Origin of the sequence: Cohnella nanjingensis (assembly GCF_014212125.1) — a bacterium.
GTDB classification, from domain to species: domain Bacteria; phylum Bacillota; class Bacilli; order Paenibacillales; family Paenibacillaceae; genus Cohnella; species Cohnella nanjingensis.
On the sequence record NZ_JACJVP010000027.1, the window covers coordinates 38198 to 54217 of the forward strand.

Genomic DNA, 16020 nt, shown 5'->3' on the forward strand with positions numbered 1-16020 from the left:
CTAGCCGCTCCTCTCTTCGTCCAGCTCGCCTTGCTTCAGGAGATCGTAGACGAACTCGGCGAACAGGCTGTTGGACCAGGCGAACCATGGCCTCGTGAACTGGGCCGGATCGTCCGCATGGAACCCTTCGTGCATGCAGCCCGCGTCCGCGTCGGTGGACGTCAGCAGCTCGAGCAGCCGGAGCCGCTCGGCCGGATCGTCCGAGGTGAGCCCCTGCATGGAGAGGGCGATGTGCCAGATGTACCGGTCCGGCGTATGCGGGCTGCCGATGCCGCTCGCGGCCTTGCCTTCGTAATAGTACGGATTGTCGGCGCTCAGGATGAAGCGCCGCGTATTGCGGTAAACGGGATCGTCGGCCGGTCTGTATCCGATGTACGGGATCGACAGCAGACTCGGCACGTTGGCGTCGTCCATCAGATGATGGTTGCCGTAGCCGTCCGTCTCGTAGGCGTAGATCTTGCCGTATTCGGGATGCACGTACGTGCCGTACGTCTCGATGCCGTATTCGATCTCTTCCTTGAGCGTCTCCGCGGCTTTCCGCAGCTCCTCGTCCGCGTAGACTTCGGCCGCGATCTCCGCGACGTAGCCGAGCGCGACGGCCGCGAACATGTTGGCGGGCACGAGATAGCCGTGGGTGCAGGCGTCGTCGCTCGGCCGGAAGCCCGACCAGGTCATGCCGGTGTAGTTCACCGGCATCCCTCTCCCTTCGTTGCGCAGCGTATCGGTCGGCGGACCGTCCAGCCGCTGGAACCGGTACGGCGAGCGCTCGCCGTGACGCTGCTCGGTCCGCCACAGGCGAATGATCTGCCGGACGGCGGACCGGTACGTCTCGTCGAACGGCGAAGCGCGACCGGTCGCCCGCCAGTACAAATAGCTAAGCTGAATCGGATAGCACAGCGAATCGATCTCGTACTTGCGCTCCCACACCCACGGGCTCAGCTCGGTCAGATCCCAATCGTACCGCTGATCGTTCGCGCGCTCGTTGAAGGCGTTCGCGTACGGGTCGATCCCGATGTAGAAGAACTGGCGGCGAAGCAGCCCCTCGATGATCTCCCGCAGCGCCTCGTCCTCCGCCGCGAGCGGCAGATAGTGGCGGACTTGGGCGCTGGAGTCGCGCAGCCACATCGCGGGGATGTCGCCGGTGAAGACGAACGAAGTGCCGTCCGGCAGCCGTCGCGTCGTCGAAGCGAGCGTGCTCGCGAAGCAGCGCTTGAACAGGTCCAGGAGCTTCGGCCTCCCCGCCAGTCTCGCGTCCGCTTCCGCGTAAAGCCGTTCGAGCGCCGGCGTATGGATCGCCTCTCCCGTCATCATGTTCGGTTCTCCTCTCTCGCTCTCCGTCCTCATGCCCGAAGCTCGAGGAGGAACGTCTTGATCTCATACGGCGCCAAGTCGAACGCGACGTCTCCGGTCCGAGGCTCGCCGATCGGGCGCTCCATGAGGTCGCATTCCTGCCAAGAAGCGATCGCCAGGTCGCTCGTCAGCGCGACGCGGTCGCGGATGCCGGCGAAGTCGTGCAGACGGACCACCAGGCGTTCGCCGTCCTCCGCCTTCTTCGCCGCGTCGATCATCACGTTCGCGACGGAGACGCGGAGCAGCGAACCGGTCTCGCGGGCGGCGGCGCCGGCGGTGGCGGCCGGCGGGTTGTTCAGCGCCCAAGCTTCTCGGACCGTCCCGCCTTCATACCAGTCGCCGGCATGCGGCAGCAGCGCATACGTGAAGCTGTGCGCGCCCTTGTCCGCTTCGGGATCCGGATCGTTCGCCGACTTGATCAGGGACAGCCGCATCGTATAGTCTCTGATATCGTAGCCGTACTTGCAGTCGTTCAGCAGACTGACGCCGTAGCCCCGCTCCGACAAGTCCGCCCATTGGTGGCCGACCGACTCGAAGCGCGCCCAGTCCCAGCTCGTGTTCCAATGCGTCGGCCGCTTGACGTTCCCGAACTGGATGTCGTACGTCGCTTCGGTCGAGCGCACCGCGACCGGGAACGCGACCTTGAGCAGCTGTTGGCGCTCCTGCCAATCCGCTTCGGTCTTGAAGTCGATGCGCCTGGAGTCGGCGTAGACGATCATCTCCTGCGAGATCGTGGAATTCATATAGCGCCACACGAAGCGCACGGAAGCCGAGAGCGGGCCGGCATAGACGAGCTCGACCGATTGCAGATCGGTGACGTCGCGTTTCTTCTGTTGGTAATAAATGTCGATGTCCCACGCGTTGAACATGAGCGGCTTGTCTTCGAACACTTGGAGCGCGTTACCTTGCTCTCCCTGCGCCAGCACTTGCTTGCCCGCGGCTTCGTCCCACAGGTCGACGAGGCGTCCCGTCGCGTCCCAGGCGATTCGGTAATGGGGCGTGCGGATGCCGTTCTCCGTGAAGACGAACGGCGACGCGGGAGCCGCCTGCGCCCCGTTCGGCGCGAACCGGATCGTCGCGTGGCCCATCGGCGGCGCCTCGGCCGCGACGGTCCAGCGTCCGTTCGCGTACTGCGCCGGCAGCGTCTCGCCGGCCGCGTTCGTCCATGCGCCCTCGGCCGGGAAAGCCGCGCCGTCCAGTTCGATCAAGTCCGTACGCGCCCATGGCGAGCCGTTCCACACCGTAACCGCGTCGGCAGACGGACGGACGACCGCTTGCTCGGCCGACGTCCGGGCGCTTTGAACCGCGCGCTCCGCTTCCGCGTACTCCTCGCGGCTGTCCGCGTACACCTCTTGGATCGACGAGCCCGGAATGATGTCGTGGAATTGGTTGCGCAGGATGATCTTCCAGCCTTCGTTCAGCTCGCCTTGCGCGTAAGCGGACCAGTCGCCGGCGAGCGCGCTCGCGTAGGCGCCCAGCCATTCGGTCTCCCGGTAAGCCAGCTCCAGCTTGCGGTTCGTCCGCTTGTTGTACGCCTGGCTCGTGTACGTGCCGCGGTGGAATTCCAGGTACAGCTCGCCATCCCACGTATGGACGTATTGGTCCGTGCCGGCGACGCGCTCCCGCAGCCGCTCGAAGTACGCGTCCGCGGTTCCCGTCTTGACATGCGGCAGGCCCGGCATCTCGTCGAGGCGCCGGCGCATCTCCAGCATCTCGCGGTTCACGCCGCCGCCCCCGTCGCCGTAGCCGTAGGAGAGGAGCAGCTCTTCGTTCACGTTCTTGTCCCGGTAGTTGTCCCAGATGCCCTTGACCATCTGCGCCTCGATGACGCCGTTGTACGTATAGTAAGGGCTGTCGTGCTCGTCCGGCGTCGTGATGAAGTGGGTCAGCACCTCGGAGCCGTCGATCCCCCGCCAGCGGAACGTGTCGTGCGGCATCCGGTTGAATTGGCTCCAGCTGATCTTGGTCGTCATGAAGGTGTCGATGCCGGACTTCTTCAGAATCTGCGGCAGCGCCCAGCTGTAGCCGAACACGTCCGGCAGCCAGAGATAGCGGCATTCCGAGCCGAACTCTTCGCGGAGGAAACGGGTACCGAACAGCAGCTGGCGCACCAGGGACTCCCCGGACGTCAGATTGCAGTCGGCCTCGAGCCACATGCCGCCGGCCGCTTCCCAGCGCCCTTCCCGCACGCGCTCGCGGATCTTCTCGTAGATCTCCGGGTAGTCCGTCTTGATATAGTCGTAGAGCTGCGGCTGCGTCTGGAGGAAGACGTAGTCCGGGAACATCTCCATAAGCCGCAGCACCGTCGAGAAGGACCGCGCGCATTTCTCGCGCGTATGCTTCAGCCGCCACAGCCAGGCGACGTCGATGTGCGTATGGCCGATGCAAGTGACCGTCACCCGCGCGTGCTTCTCGATCTCGCCGAGGCTCGCGCGCAGCGAATCGCGCGCCGCCGCCACGGAATCGTAGAACGTCGCGGAACCCGGATACGACCAGTCGATCGCCAGGAGCGACCGGTCCAGCGCGTTCACCAGCTGCACGCGGTCCGGATGGTTGGCGTCCAGCGCGCCGACCGTCTCGAAAGCGGCCTTGGCCGTGTAGTAATAGTCGTCGGCCGCTTCGTCCAGCCAGCAGAGCTCGGACGTCAGGATCGTATGCTTACGCGGCTTCGGAGACCCGCCGCCTTCCAGGCCCGACCAGAGACGAATGTCGATGCGGATTTCGCTGCCGATCGTCTCCGCGGGCAGGAACACTTCCTTGTGATTGGAGTCTACGCCTTGATACGGCGCTCCGTTCAGGAAGAACAGCGACTCGAAGCCGGAGTTGTTGCCGCCGCCAGTCTCGCCGAAGTCGAAGCGGCCCAGCACCTTCCGTCCGGCCCATTCCGCCGGAATGGACGCCTCGTAGGACAGCCAGGCGTACCGGTCGCGCCCCGTCCATGTGTCGCCTAGCCGGATCTCGCCCCACTCGCCTTCCGCAGGAGGCCGCGCCCCGATCTCGCCGGCTTCGTCTTCCCGCCACTTCCAGCTGGCGATCGTCCGGGCGTCCCGATAGCGGACGGCTTCCAGTTCCTCTAGGCGTTCCTTGATCTTCGATTCCGTGAGCAGCATGATATGCAGGTCTCCTTGCCTTGTATTTGATTCGGCTATGCGGCGAGGCTCGCGGTCTCCAGACCGACGACGCCTTCCATGCCGATCAGCTTCGCGATCGCTTCCTCGTATTTCTGCGCCTTCTTCAGCTTGACTTGCAACCGGATCGTCAGGTAGCGGTCGCCGGTCGCGGCCGATTCCTCATCGACTTCGACCGAGAGCTTATTGATCAATAGCCCGCATTGGTTCAGGTGCGCCAGCATGTAGCCCACGCCGGACGACGACTGCTCCATCTTGATCAGCAGCTCGCGCACCGTCTTCGACCGGGAGAACAGCTTCTCGATCTTGTTCAGGACGAACAAGCTCATCACCACCAGTATCGTCGAGATGACCGCGCCGTAATAGAAACCGGCGCCGGCGGACAGCCCGATCGCCGCGGAGACCCATAAGGAGGCCGCCGTCGTCAGGCCGGAGACGGTCGGCCCCGTCCGCATGATCGTGCCCGCGCCCAGGAAGCCGATGCCGCTGATGACCTGCGCGGCGAGCCGCGCCGGATCGAGGCGGACGTTCGGATCGGTCGCGAAGGCGGCGAAGCCGTACATCGACAACAGGACGATGACCGCCGATCCCAGGCAGACGAGGATGTGCGTCCGGAAGCCGGCGGAATGCCCGCCGAGTTCCCGCTCGAAGCCGATCAGGCCGCCGAGCGCCAGCGCCAAGAGCAGCCGCAGCGTCATCTCGGTCAGGCCGATGTGCCAGACGGCCATATCCGACCCTCCTCTCGCGCGATCGCCGTCCCGCTACACGGAACGGGCGATCTCGGTTTCCATCCGCATCAGATTGTCGAAGCTGAGCGCCAGACTGTCCAACGGAGGTCCCGGACAGTAATCCTGTTCGACGGCGTACCATTCCACGCCGTTCCGTTCGCCCCAACGGAGAATCGGCACGAAGTCGATGCTGCCGGTGCCGATCGCCGCGAACGTCCGCGCCTCGTCCGCCGTCATGTCCTTCAAGTGGAGGATGGGCATTCGGTTCGCGTATGCCTGAATGTAGGTCAGCGGATCGAGTCCGGCCTTCTTCACCCAGTACGTATCGATCTCCGCGTACACGGGACGGCCCGGGTCCAGCTCCAGCACGTAATCCAGCGCGTAGCCGCCTTCCATGCGCGTATGAAATTCGAAGTCATGATTGTGGTAGCCGACCCGAAATCCTTGGCCCGCGACCTTGCCGGCCGCTTCGCGCAGGTCGCTTCGCACGCTGGCGTAGCCCGCCGGATTCATGAGCGCGTCGGGCAGCGAGTGGCAGATAAAGTCCCGGGTGCCGAACAATCTGGCTTCCTCTAGGACGGCGGGCAGATCGTGCTTCATCCGCTCCAGGCCGACATGCATGCCGGCGGTCCGCAGGCCGAGCTCGTTCATGACCGCGGCGATCTCCTTCGGATCGTTGCCGTGCAGGCCGTCGATCTGGACGGCGGTCCAGCCCATGCGCGCAAGCTCCCGGAGCGTGCCGGGAAAGTCGCGCCTCAGCTCGTTGCGCAGCGTGTACAGCTGCGCGGCCAGCTTGTGTCTCATTCGGGCAGCTCCTCTCTCTCCAGGTTCAGCCACGCGAGCTCGGGTCCGGTGAGCGCGAGCCGCTCGGCTTCCAAGGAATCCTTCAGCTCCGCCTCGCTGCGCGGTCCGATGATCGCGGCGGTCGGGTAAGGACGCTGGAGCACGTACGCGAGCGCGATCTGCGTCGCGGAGACGCCTTTGTCCGCGGCGAGTCGACGCGCCCGCTCGTAGCGGCGCCAGTTGTCGTTGCTGTAGTACACCCGCGCCATCTCCGCGTTCGAGCGGTCTTCGGGGGAGAACAAGCCGGAGAAGAAGCCGCCCGCCTGCGCCGACCAGGCCAGGAGCGGAATCTGCGTCCGTTCGTGCCATTCGCGGGTCGCCTCGTCCGCCGCGACGCACCCGGGCCATCTCGGCTCGTTGGCCGTCGCCAGCGCCAGGTTCGTGCTGCTGAACGAGAAGCCGGACAAGCCGTGCGCCTCGGCGTAATCGTTCGCTTCCTGAATGCGCTCGCGCGTCCAGTTGGAGGCGCCGAACGCGCGGATGCGGCCGTCCGCCAAATGGCGGTTCAGCTCCTCGACGATAGGGCCGACCGGCGCTTCCGGATCGTCGCGATGAAGCGCATACAGATCGATGTAAGTCGTGCCCAGCCGTTCCAGGCTCTCGTTCAAGTCTTTGCGGATCGCCTCCGGGTTGACCCTCGCCCCCGGACTCCCGTCGTCGTGATGGGCCCCCTTGGTCAGGATGACCAGCCGCTCGCGATTCCCTCTCTCCCGCATCCAGGCGCCGAGGATCTTCTCGGCCTGGGTATACTGATGCGCGGTATCGATCGTCGTACCCCCGGCGTCCGCGAACGCGTCGAGCATTTCCGTTCCGTTCAGCTTCCGCAAGTCGCCCGTCCCCATAATGAGGCGCGACAGCCGAATACCGTTCACCGTCATGAATGCCATCGTTTCACTCCTCCTGCAAGCCGCGTCCTTCCGCAGCGCTCCGTCGGGCTATTCCGCCCTGGAACGCCCGGATCGCCGCTCTAGCCGCCTTCTGTCTTCTATCCTTTTATGATTCTGGTAACGATACCAGAAAAACGTCTTGAGAAGACGAGGACCGATATCCAATTGTCTGGCGGCCCTCGTCCGAGAGAATGCTGATCGTTATAGTTTGGCGGTTCAAAGCTCCCCTGCCGTCTGAAGCGAATCCGATTGGATCTCGCCGCCGCGGGTGGGGTAAGCGCTTAATTTCATATTAAAAGATCCCGCCGGAATGCACAACCCTTTTTTCTCGCAAAGCGCAAGAAAAAACATTGAACGGGCTGCGAAGCCATCCCGTTCGGCCAGGACAGATCTGCGGCGGAACCGCCGAACGGATCTTCGGAGGCGGCGCGGGACGGATCTTCGGAGGCGGCGCGGGACGGAGGTCGCCGCGGGATTCCTCGAATTCCCCGAGCGTCGGCGATACGTTCGGTCGCGCGGCGCCGTCGCACGAATCCCCCTCCGCGAGACCTGCTCACAGCGAGCCCCTCCGGCCGCCGCATACCCGCGGCGGAGGCTGCCGCCGAGCTCGCGTCAAGCCGGCCCCGTCGACTGCCGCACCACGAGCTCGGGCCGCACGACGAGGCGGCTCTTCGCGGCTTCCCGCTCCTCGAGATCCTGCATGAGCAGGTTCACGGCCTGCTTGCCCATATGCTCGATCGGCTGCGCGATCGTCGTCAGCTGCGGATCGGTCACGGTCGCCAGAATCGTATTGTCGAAGCCGACGATCGAGACGTCCTCGGGCACGCGAAGTCCCAGCTCCTTCGCCGCCTGGATGGCGCCGATCGCGAGCAGATCGTTGCAGCAGAACAGCGCGGTCGGCCGGTCGGCAGCGCCGAGCAAGCCCAACGCCGCCGCTTTGCCGTGCGCGATCTGGAAGTCGCAGATAACCGCGTCCGATTCGCGGAAGGCGATGCCCCGCTCGTCTAGCGCCCGGCGGAAGCCGCGTACCCGGTTGCGGCTGCTCGCGACCTTCAAGTCTTCGGCGAGCACGCCGAACCGCGTATGGCCGAGGTCGAGCAGATGCTCCGCGGCCATCCGGCCGCCCAGATCGTCGTCGACGACGACGGTGTGCACGGGGAGGTCCGGCATCTCCCGGGAGATGAGCGCGACCGGGATCTTGCGGTTCAACAAGCGCTGAACGAGCTCCGAGTTGTCCACGCCGGTCCCGATGACGATCCCGTCGACGCTTTTCTTCAGCAGCAGGCCGATATACTTCTCCACCCGCTCGTCCCGGTTGTCCGTGCTGCAGATGACGACGCTATAGCCCGTCCGATGCCCCTGATCCTCGATGGCGCGGGCGATCTCCGCGAAGTACGGGTTCGAGATATCCGGCACCAGCAGCCCCAGCGTGAACGTCTGCTTGCCCGCCAGCGCCGTCGCGATCATGCTCGGCTGATAGTTAAGTCGCTCCATCACCTGCAGCACTTCCCGGCGCTTCTCCGCGCTGATCCGGCCCTTGCCGTTGATCACCTTGGAGACGGTCGCGATGGACACGTTCGCCTCCTTGGCGATGTCGTAGATCGTTGCCTTCATGACAGTCATCCCTCTTTTTCCGTCAACCTATTGATCTCATTATAGGGAAAAGAGGGGTTGGGCGCCACGCTTCATTCCGCGGTCTTCGCCGGCTTCGGCATCAGCCAGGCGTGGCTCGGGTCGTTGTAGAACCGCCAGGTCCGGGTCGGGCCGGCCATGACGTTCAAGTAGTAGACGTCGTACCCGGGCGGCGCCGATACGGGATGATAGCCCTTCGGCACGAGCACGGCCTCCCCGTCCCCCACGCTCAGCGTCTCGTCCAGCGCGCGGTCGTCCGTATAAACGCGCTGGACGGCGAAGCCCTGCTCCGGCTGCACGCGGTAGTAGTACGTCTCCTCCAGCAGCGACTCGTCCGGCAAAGCGTCGCGGTCGTGCTTGTGGGGCGGATAGCTGGACCAGTGGCCGTTCGGGGTGAACACTTCGACGACCAGCAGGCCGTGCGCCGGCTCCGACTCGGGCAGGATGTTGTGCACCAGCCGCGCCATGTTCCCCTCTCCCCGATGCTCAACGCCGACGTCGTCCGGCCGGATCAAGCGGGCCGGCCGTTCGCCGCCGCCCGGCGCCCAGCATACGGCGAGCTGGAGATCCGACGCGGCCGTCACATCGAAGCCGTCGCCGGACGGGACGTATACCGAGTAGGGCGGCGTGCGTTCGAAGACGCTCATCCGTCCCCCGATCCCGGACCAGGAGATGCGATCGGTCGCGACGCGGGCGAGTCCGCCGAGGAGCACGAGGCACGCTTCCCGTTCGTCCGTTCGACGCGTCAGTCTCTGTCCTTGCTTCAGTTCGTAGACTTCGAATCCGACATACGACCAACCGGCCGATTCCGGCGTAATCCGTAGAACGTTGCCTTCGGCATCCGGCGCCGCCTGCGGCTTCACGATGAGTTCGCTCATGCGAGGGTCGCCTCCTTGTCCAGCGCTTCCTTCGTCAGCCGTTCCGTATCGCCCAGCTCGCGCAGCTTCACGCCGCGGCCGAGCCGCACCGACCACTTCGCCGCCAACGCCGCCAGTTCGGCCTGCAGCCCGTCGTTGCCGTCGACCGGGACGTCGGCGCCGTCCAGCAGGCTCTCGGCGAACTGACGAGTCTCCTTGACGTAGGCTTCGTTGTACCGTTCTAAGAAGAAGTGCAGCGGCTTGTCGCGCGTAACGCCTTCGGCCGTGCTGATCTCCGCGGTGTTCGGGTGATCGTTCTCGACGGTCGCCGAACCTGCGGATCCGAACACTTCGACGCGCTGGTCGTAGCCATAGACGGCCCGCCGGCTGTTGTCGATGACGCCGAGCGCTCCGCCGGCGAACTTCAGCGTGATGACGGCGGTATCCAGATCGCCGTAGCGGGCGAACGCCGGGTCGACGAGCACCGAGCCGCGCGCGTATACTTCTTCGATGTCGCCGCCGATCAGATAGCGCGCCATGTCGAAGTCGTGAATCGTCATGTCGATGAAGATCCCGCCCGACTTGGCGATGTAGTCCTCCGGCGGCGGGCTTGGATCGCGCGAGGTGATCTTGACCAGATGCGGTTCGCCGATCCGGCCCGCCCGTACCAGCTCCCGGACCCGCTCGAAGTTGTGGTCGAAGCGCCGGTTGAAGCCGATCTGCAGCTTCACGCCGGCTTCCCGCACCGCGTCCAGCGCTTCCTTCGTCCGCGCCGGGTCGAGCGAGATCGGCTTCTCGCAGAAGATATGCTTGCCCGCCTTCGCGGCCGCGACGATGAGCGGCACGTGCGAATCCGTGTGCGAGCAGATGAAGACCGCCTGAATGTCCGGGTCTTCGAGCAGGTCCTCGCTGCGTCTGGTCGCGACCGGCACGCCGCGTTCGGCCGCCCATTGGGCGAGCGCCTCGTCCGCGTACAGGTCGGACACCGCCGCGAGCTTGACCCGCGGCATGCGTAGCAGGTTGTCGGCGTGAATCTTGCCGATGCGCCCCATGCCGATAATGCCGATGTTCAATGGATCCATCTGAACGTCCTCCTCTCGCTTACCAGCGGGCCGTGACCATCTTCTTGCGGGTGTAGAACTCCACGCCGTCGTTGCCGTTCGCGTGCAGGTCGCCGTAGAACGACTGCTTCCAGCCGGAGAACGGGAAGAACGCCATCGGCGCGGGTACGCCCAGGTTCACGCCGAGCATGCCGGCGTCGATCTCCTCGCGGAACTTGCGGACGTTGCTGCCGTCCTGCGTGAAGAGGCAGGCGCCGTTCGCGAATTCCGAGCGGTTCGCGAGCGCGATCGCTTCGTCCAGCGTATCGACGCGGGCGATCGACAGCACCGGCGCGAAGATCTCGTCCTTCCAGATCTTCATCTCGCTCGTCACCCGGTCGAAGATCGTCGGGCCGACGAAGTAGCCTTCTCCGTCCGCCGCCTCGTCCTTGCGGCCGTCGCGCAGCAGCCGGGCGCCCTCTTGCTCGCCGGATTCGATGTAGCCGATCGCGCGCGTCTTGTGCGGATCGCGGATGACCGGGCCGAGGAAGACGCCTTCGTCCGCGCCGTTGCCGATCGTGAGCGCGTCCGCCGCCGCGACGAGCTTGGCGACGAGCGGCTCGGCGACGTCGCCGACCGCGACGACGACCGCGCACGCCATGCAGCGTTCGCCCGCCGAACCGAAGGCGGCGTTCACGATCTGCGTGACGGCGGCGTCGAGATCCGCGTCCGGCATGACGATGCTGTGATTCTTGGCGCCGGCGAGCGCCTGAACCCGCTTGCCGTGCGCGGTGCCGGTCTTGTAGACGTATTCGGCGACCGGCTGGGACCCGACGAACGAGATCGCCTTGACGTCCGGATGCGCGAGCAGGCCGTTCACGACGTCATGCGCGCCGTGGACGACGTTCAGCACGCCGTCCGGCAGGCCGGCGCCATGCATCAGCTCCGCGAGCCGGTTCGCGAGCAGCGGCGTGCGCTCGGACGGCTTCAGCACGAACGTGTTGCCGCAGGCGATGGCGAGCGGGAACATCCAGCAGGGCACCATCATCGGGAAGTTGAACGGCGTGATGCCGCCGACGACGCCGACCGGATAGCGGAACATGCCGGACTCGACGTTCGTCGCGATGTCGGGGAGCTGCTTGCCCATCAGCAGCGTCGGCGCGCCCGCCGCGAACTCCACGCATTCGATGCCGCGCAGCACTTCGCCGTAGGCTTCCGTGTAGTTCTTGCCGTTCTCGCGGGTAATGATCTGCGCGAGTTCTTCCCAGTTGTCTACGAGCAGCTGCTGATACTTGAACAGGATGCGCGCGCGGCGCGGCACCGGCGTCCGGCTCCAGCCCTCGAAGGCGATCTTGGCGGCGCGGACGGCATCGTCCAGTTCCTCCCGGGAAGAGAGCGGGACGGACGCGATCGTCTCGCCCGTCGCCGGGTTGTACACGGCGTCCGTCCGGCCGGACGCGGAGGCGACCCACTCGCCGCCGATGAAGTTGCGTAGCGCCTCGGGCGCTTGATTGGTTGACATCTTATGAACCCCTTTCTCTAATCGCTCGTGCGGGAAGCCGCCATGTAGTCGTCGATCTGCGCGCTCGTCGGCATCGCGTCCGAGCAGCTGTGGCTGGAGATGACGATGGACGCGGCCGCGCTGCCGTACTCCATGCTGCGGCTGACGCTCCAGCCCTGCATCAGGCCGTAGAGGAACCCGGCCGCGTACGAATCGCCCGCGCCGAACGTCTTGACGACCTTCGCCGGGAAGATCGCGCCGCGGTGCGCGCTGCCGTCCTTGGCGTAGGCGATCGAGCCGTCCTTGCCGTGCTTGATGACGACGAGCTCGGCATGGCAGCCGAACCAAGCGGCCGCCGTCGTCTCGTCGCTGCGCGCGTCGTTGCCGTCGAACCGCTCCAGCATGTCGAACTCCTCGCGGGTGCCGATGAGGATGTCGCTTTTCTCCGCCGCCGCGTGGTAGTAGATGGCCGTCTCCTCCGGATTCGCCCAGGAATAGGGACGGTAATCGATGTCGAAGACGACCTTGGTGCCGTGCTTCCGCGCGTAGCGGAGGGCAAGCAGCACCGCTTCGCGGGACGGGCTCTTGGCGAGCGCCGTGCCCGAAACCAGGAGCACCTTGCTGGCGGCGATCCGCGCTTCGTCCACTTCGGCGGGCGCGAGCTTCAGGTCCGCGACGTTGTCGCGGTACATGAGGATGCTGCAGTCTTCCGGACTCTTGATCTCCGTGAACGCAAGCCCCGTGACGGCGCCGGTGTCGTCGGTCGTCACGCCGGACGCGTCGATGCCGTTGTCCCGCAGATAGCGGAGGATGAAGCGGCCCATCTGGTCGTCCGCGACTTTGCCGATGAAGCCGGTCTTCATGCCGAGCCGGGACATGCCGATGCAGATGTTGGCCGGCGATCCGCCGACGTACTTGGTGAACGTCACCGTATCCTCCATCGGCCGGTTGATCTCGTTGGCGTTCAAGTCGATGCAGAGCCGCCCGATGGCGGTGAAGTCGAACGGACGGTCTTCTGGAAATGATATAGTCATGATGGAAGCCATCCCTTCTCTATGAGATCGTGACGGAATCAAGGTAATCTAGCGCCTTGCGGGCATAAAGGTACGGATCGTGCGCGGCGGGATCCTGCTCGCCCTCGAGCATCGCCCAGCCGTCGTAGCCGCGGCCGTTCAGCTCGGCGACGATCGGCTTGAAGTCGAGGCAGCCGTCGCCCGGCACCGTGAAGACGCCCCTGCGGATGCAGGTGACGAAGTCCCAGCCCCCGGTTCTGGCTTCCGCGAGGATCTCGTCCCGAACGTCCTTCAGATGGACGTAGGCGATCCGGTCGTAGTGGCGCTTCAGGAGCGCGAGCGGATCGGATCCGCCGTAGTAGGCGTGGCCGGTGTCGTAGAGCAGGTGCACCAGATCCGGGGAAGTGGAGGCCATCAGCCGGTCGATCTCTTCGGGCCGCTCGACGACGGTGCCGCCGTGATGGTGGTACGCGAGCTTCATGCCCAGCGACCGGGCGATCTCCCCCGCCTGCTGCAGGCCGTCCGCGAACCATTTCCACTCCTCGTCCGTGAGGCGCGCGACCTCCGTCTCGTTCGCGGAGCGCCGGGGATCCCAGTGGAGCGAACCGCCGATCTCCGCCGTGCTGATGACCTTCGCCCCCATCTCGTTCAGGAACAGGGCGTGCTCGCGATAGGCCTTCAGCTCTTCCTCCCGGCGGGACGGGTCGGAGAAGAACACCGACTTCCATTGGGAGACGAGCTGGATGCCCCGGCTGCCCAGTTCCCGCTTCAGCGTCGGCACGTCCTTCGGGTATTTGCGCCCCATCTCCGTCCCGGTCAAGCCGAGCCGCCGAATGTCGTCGACGATCCGCTCGAACGTCGTGTCGCTGCCGTGCTCGGCTACGTCCTCCCCGACCCAGTTGATCGGGTGAATGCCCAGCCGATAAGTCCGCTTGCCGCTCATCGCCATCTCTCCTTCGAATTAATAGGGACGCGCTGCCGCGATATGGCGCCGCATCTCGTCATGCGCTTCGAGTACCTTTCCGCTCGTGGAAGCCGCGGGCACGCCTACGTTCCACCACGACTCGTAGCCGTCCGTGTTCGTGCCCGGCAGCACCTTGATCTCGACGAGCGCCGGCCCCGGCGCGGCTGCGGCCTGCGTCAGCGCCGCCGCCAGCTCGCTCTCGGTGCGGGCCGTGAAGGCCGCGACGCCGAGACTGCGGGCGTGCCCCGCGAAGTCGATCGGCAGATAGTCGCCGGTGAGCCGGTTCGTATCGCCCGCCCGGTAGCGGAATTCGTTGCCGAAGCCGTCGCTGCCGTGGCCGCGCTGCAGGTTGTGGATGCATTGGAAGCCGTGGTTGTCGAGCAGCAGGACGGTCAGCTTGACCCCCTCCTGCACCGCGGTCACGAGCTCGGAATGCAGCATCAGGTAGCTGCCGTCGCCGACCAGCGCGTAGACGTTCCGGTTCGGCTCCGCGAGGGCGACGCCGAAGGCGCCGCTCACCTCGTAGCCCATGCAGGAGAAGCCGTATTCCATGTGGTACGTCTTCGGCTCGGTCGTGCGCCAGACGCGGTGCAGGTCGCCGGGCAGGCTGCCCGCGGCGCAGACGATGACGTCGGACGGCCGGACGAAGCCGTTGATGATGCCGAGCGCCTGCGTCTGGGCGAGGCCGTCTTCGCGATCGACCGCATAGAGACGATCGACCTCCGCGTCCCACTCCGCCTTCCGCGCGCCGATCTCGTCGGCCGCGTAGCCGGCCTTGTAACCGCGGGCGGTCAGCTCGGCTTGAAGCGCCGCCAGACCCGCCTTCGCATCCGCCGCGACGGACGCGGCTTCCAGCTTGAAGGCGTCGAACGGGCTGACGTTGAGATTCACGAACGCGACGTCCGGGTTGCGGAACGCCAGCTTGGAGGCGGTCGTAAAGTCCGAGTAGCGGGTGCCGACGCCGATGATGAGGTCGGCCTCGGCCGCGACCCGGTTCGCCGCGAGCGTGCCGGTCGTCCCGACGCCGCCGAGGGCGAGCGGATGGTCCCAAGGGACCGCGCTCTTGCCGGCCTGCGTCTCGGCGACAGGCACGCCGAACGCCTCCGCGAACGCGAGCAGCGTCTCCGTCGCGCCGGCGTAGTGCACGCCGCCGCCGGCGACGAGGAGCGGCTTGCGCTTCGTCAAGATGAGGTCTGCGGCGCGTCGGATCGCGTCTGGCGATGCCGGGCGGCGGTCCAGGTAGTGGACGCGCTTGTCGAAGAAGCGGACCGGATAGTCATAGGCTTCGGCCTGCACGTCCTGCGGCAGCGCGAGCGTAACGGCGCCCGTCTCGGCCGGGTCGGTCAGCACCCGCATCGCGTGCAGCAGCGACGTCATCAGTTGCTCCGGACGCACGATGCGGTCCCAGAACCGGCTGACGGATTTGAACGAATCGGTCGCCGAGATCGTGTAGTCGCCCGGCACCTCCAACTGCTGCAGCACGGGATCGGGCTGACGGGAAGCGAAGTTGTCGCCCGGCAGGAGCAGCACCGGGATGCGGTTGACCGTCGCGGTCGCCGCGCCGGTCACCATGTTCAACGCGCCCGGCCCGATGGACGAGGTGCAGGCGTAGATCTGCCGGCGATTGCGCTGCTTGGCGAACGCCGTGGCGGCGTGAACCATGCCTTGCTCGTTCTTGCCCTGGATATAGGTCAGGCTGCCGGGCTCGCGCTCCAGCGCTTCGCCGATGCCGGTCACGTTGCCGTGGCCGAAGATGCCCATGACGCCGCGGACGAACTTGATCTCTTCCCCGTCTACGGAGAGGTATTGTTGATCCAGGAACCGCAGCAGCGCTTGCGCCATGGTCAAACGAACGGTCGTCTCCATAATTTACCCCCGACAAATTAGATTAAGCGCTTTACCTTGCATATGAAATGAAAGGGCAGACATTCTCTAGCCTATGAGCAAAAACCGAAATCATGACGGAATGGATGCGTATTCAATGGAAAATAAATAGGGAAAGCGCTTAACTCATTTTACAAGACAATGAACGGTTAAGCAATCCTTTTTTTAATCATCGCTGCATCCTCCGTCGTTG

Annotated in this window: 12 protein-coding genes; all 12 read right to left on the reverse strand. The window is 65.4% G+C overall.

The window, feature by feature from the left end:
* The 12 genes from H7C19_RS17365 to iolD all read right to left on the reverse strand — a co-directional run bounded on the left by H7C19_RS17365 (position 1) and on the right by iolD (position 15809).
* The gene (locus H7C19_RS17365) at positions 1-1311 is read right to left on the reverse strand and encodes a glycoside hydrolase family 125 protein (protein WP_185143931.1); all 1311 of its coding nucleotides are present in this window, start codon (positions 1309-1311) and stop codon (positions 1-3) included.
* A gap of 29 nt (positions 1312-1340) precedes the next feature.
* Positions 1341-4460, reverse strand: a complete 3120-nt coding sequence (locus H7C19_RS17370) for an alpha-mannosidase (RefSeq protein ID WP_185143932.1) — start codon at positions 4458-4460, stop codon at positions 1341-1343.
* Between the two features lie 35 nt (positions 4461-4495).
* Entirely contained in the window at positions 4496-5206 is a 711-nt protein-coding gene (locus H7C19_RS17375; protein ID WP_185143933.1) for an MgtC/SapB family protein, read from the reverse strand.
* Between the two features lie 33 nt (positions 5207-5239).
* Complete coding sequence (locus H7C19_RS17380) at positions 5240-6010, reverse strand: sugar phosphate isomerase/epimerase family protein (RefSeq protein WP_185143934.1); 771 nt, start codon at positions 6008-6010, stop codon at positions 5240-5242.
* Positions 6007-6936, reverse strand: coding sequence for an aldo/keto reductase (locus H7C19_RS17385; RefSeq protein ID WP_185143935.1), 930 nt, complete (start codon positions 6934-6936; stop codon positions 6007-6009). Before H7C19_RS17385 ends, H7C19_RS17380 begins: the two co-directional genes overlap by 4 nt.
* 612 nt (positions 6937-7548) lie before the next feature.
* Positions 7549-8550 carry a LacI family DNA-binding transcriptional regulator gene (locus tag H7C19_RS17390; protein ID WP_185143936.1) on the reverse strand — a complete coding sequence of 334 codons (1002 nt, stop codon included), beginning with the start codon at positions 8548-8550 and terminating at the stop codon, positions 7549-7551.
* 71 nt (positions 8551-8621) lie between these two features.
* Positions 8622-9446, reverse strand: coding sequence for a 5-deoxy-glucuronate isomerase (iolB, locus tag H7C19_RS17395; protein WP_185143937.1), 825 nt, complete (start codon positions 9444-9446; stop codon positions 8622-8624).
* Positions 9443-10507 (reverse strand): inositol 2-dehydrogenase, encoded by a 1065-nt coding sequence (gene iolG, locus H7C19_RS17400; protein WP_185143938.1) that lies wholly within the window; start codon positions 10505-10507, stop codon positions 9443-9445. Before iolG ends, iolB begins: the two co-directional genes overlap by 4 nt.
* 19 nt (positions 10508-10526) lie before the next feature.
* Positions 10527-11987, reverse strand: coding sequence for a CoA-acylating methylmalonate-semialdehyde dehydrogenase (locus H7C19_RS17405; protein WP_185143939.1), 1461 nt, complete (start codon positions 11985-11987; stop codon positions 10527-10529).
* 17 nt (positions 11988-12004) lie between these two features.
* On the reverse strand, positions 12005-13000 hold the full coding sequence (iolC, locus tag H7C19_RS17410; RefSeq protein ID WP_185143940.1) for a 5-dehydro-2-deoxygluconokinase: 996 nt from the start codon (positions 12998-13000) through the stop codon (positions 12005-12007).
* 19 nt (positions 13001-13019) lie between these two features.
* Complete coding sequence (gene iolE, locus H7C19_RS17415) at positions 13020-13922, reverse strand: myo-inosose-2 dehydratase (RefSeq protein ID WP_185143941.1); 903 nt, start codon at positions 13920-13922, stop codon at positions 13020-13022.
* An 18-nt stretch (positions 13923-13940) separates the two neighbouring features.
* Positions 13941-15809 carry a 3D-(3,5/4)-trihydroxycyclohexane-1,2-dione acylhydrolase (decyclizing) gene (iolD, locus tag H7C19_RS17420; protein WP_185143942.1) on the reverse strand — a complete coding sequence of 623 codons (1869 nt, stop codon included), beginning with the start codon at positions 15807-15809 and terminating at the stop codon, positions 13941-13943.
* Between the last annotated feature and the right edge of the window lie 211 nt (positions 15810-16020).

Bases quoted from the DNA above. Each gene is read 5' to 3' on its own strand.
- H7C19_RS17405 (WP_185143939.1), bottom strand. From the start codon at position 11,987: ATGTCAACCAATCAAGCGCCCGAGGCGCTACGCAACTTCATCGGCGGC.
- H7C19_RS17365 (WP_185143931.1), bottom strand. From the start codon at position 1,311: ATGATGACGGGAGAGGCGATCCATACGCCGGCGCTCGAACGGCTTTAC.
- H7C19_RS17390 (WP_185143936.1), bottom strand. From the start codon at position 8,550: ATGAAGGCAACGATCTACGACATCGCCAAGGAGGCGAACGTGTCCATC.
- H7C19_RS17380 (WP_185143934.1), bottom strand. From the start codon at position 6,010: ATGAGACACAAGCTGGCCGCGCAGCTGTACACGCTGCGCAACGAGCTG.
- iolD (WP_185143942.1), bottom strand. From the start codon at position 15,809: ATGGAGACGACCGTTCGTTTGACCATGGCGCAAGCGCTGCTGCGGTTC.
- iolB (WP_185143937.1), bottom strand. From the start codon at position 9,446: ATGAGCGAACTCATCGTGAAGCCGCAGGCGGCGCCGGATGCCGAAGGC.
- iolC (WP_185143940.1), bottom strand. From the start codon at position 13,000: ATGACTATATCATTTCCAGAAGACCGTCCGTTCGACTTCACCGCCATC.
- iolG (WP_185143938.1), bottom strand. From the start codon at position 10,507: ATGGATCCATTGAACATCGGCATTATCGGCATGGGGCGCATCGGCAAG.
- H7C19_RS17370 (WP_185143932.1), bottom strand. From the start codon at position 4,460: ATGCTGCTCACGGAATCGAAGATCAAGGAACGCCTAGAGGAACTGGAA.
- H7C19_RS17375 (WP_185143933.1), bottom strand. From the start codon at position 5,206: ATGGCCGTCTGGCACATCGGCCTGACCGAGATGACGCTGCGGCTGCTC.
- H7C19_RS17385 (WP_185143935.1), bottom strand. From the start codon at position 6,936: ATGGCATTCATGACGGTGAACGGTATTCGGCTGTCGCGCCTCATTATG.
- iolE (WP_185143941.1), bottom strand. From the start codon at position 13,922: ATGAGCGGCAAGCGGACTTATCGGCTGGGCATTCACCCGATCAACTGG.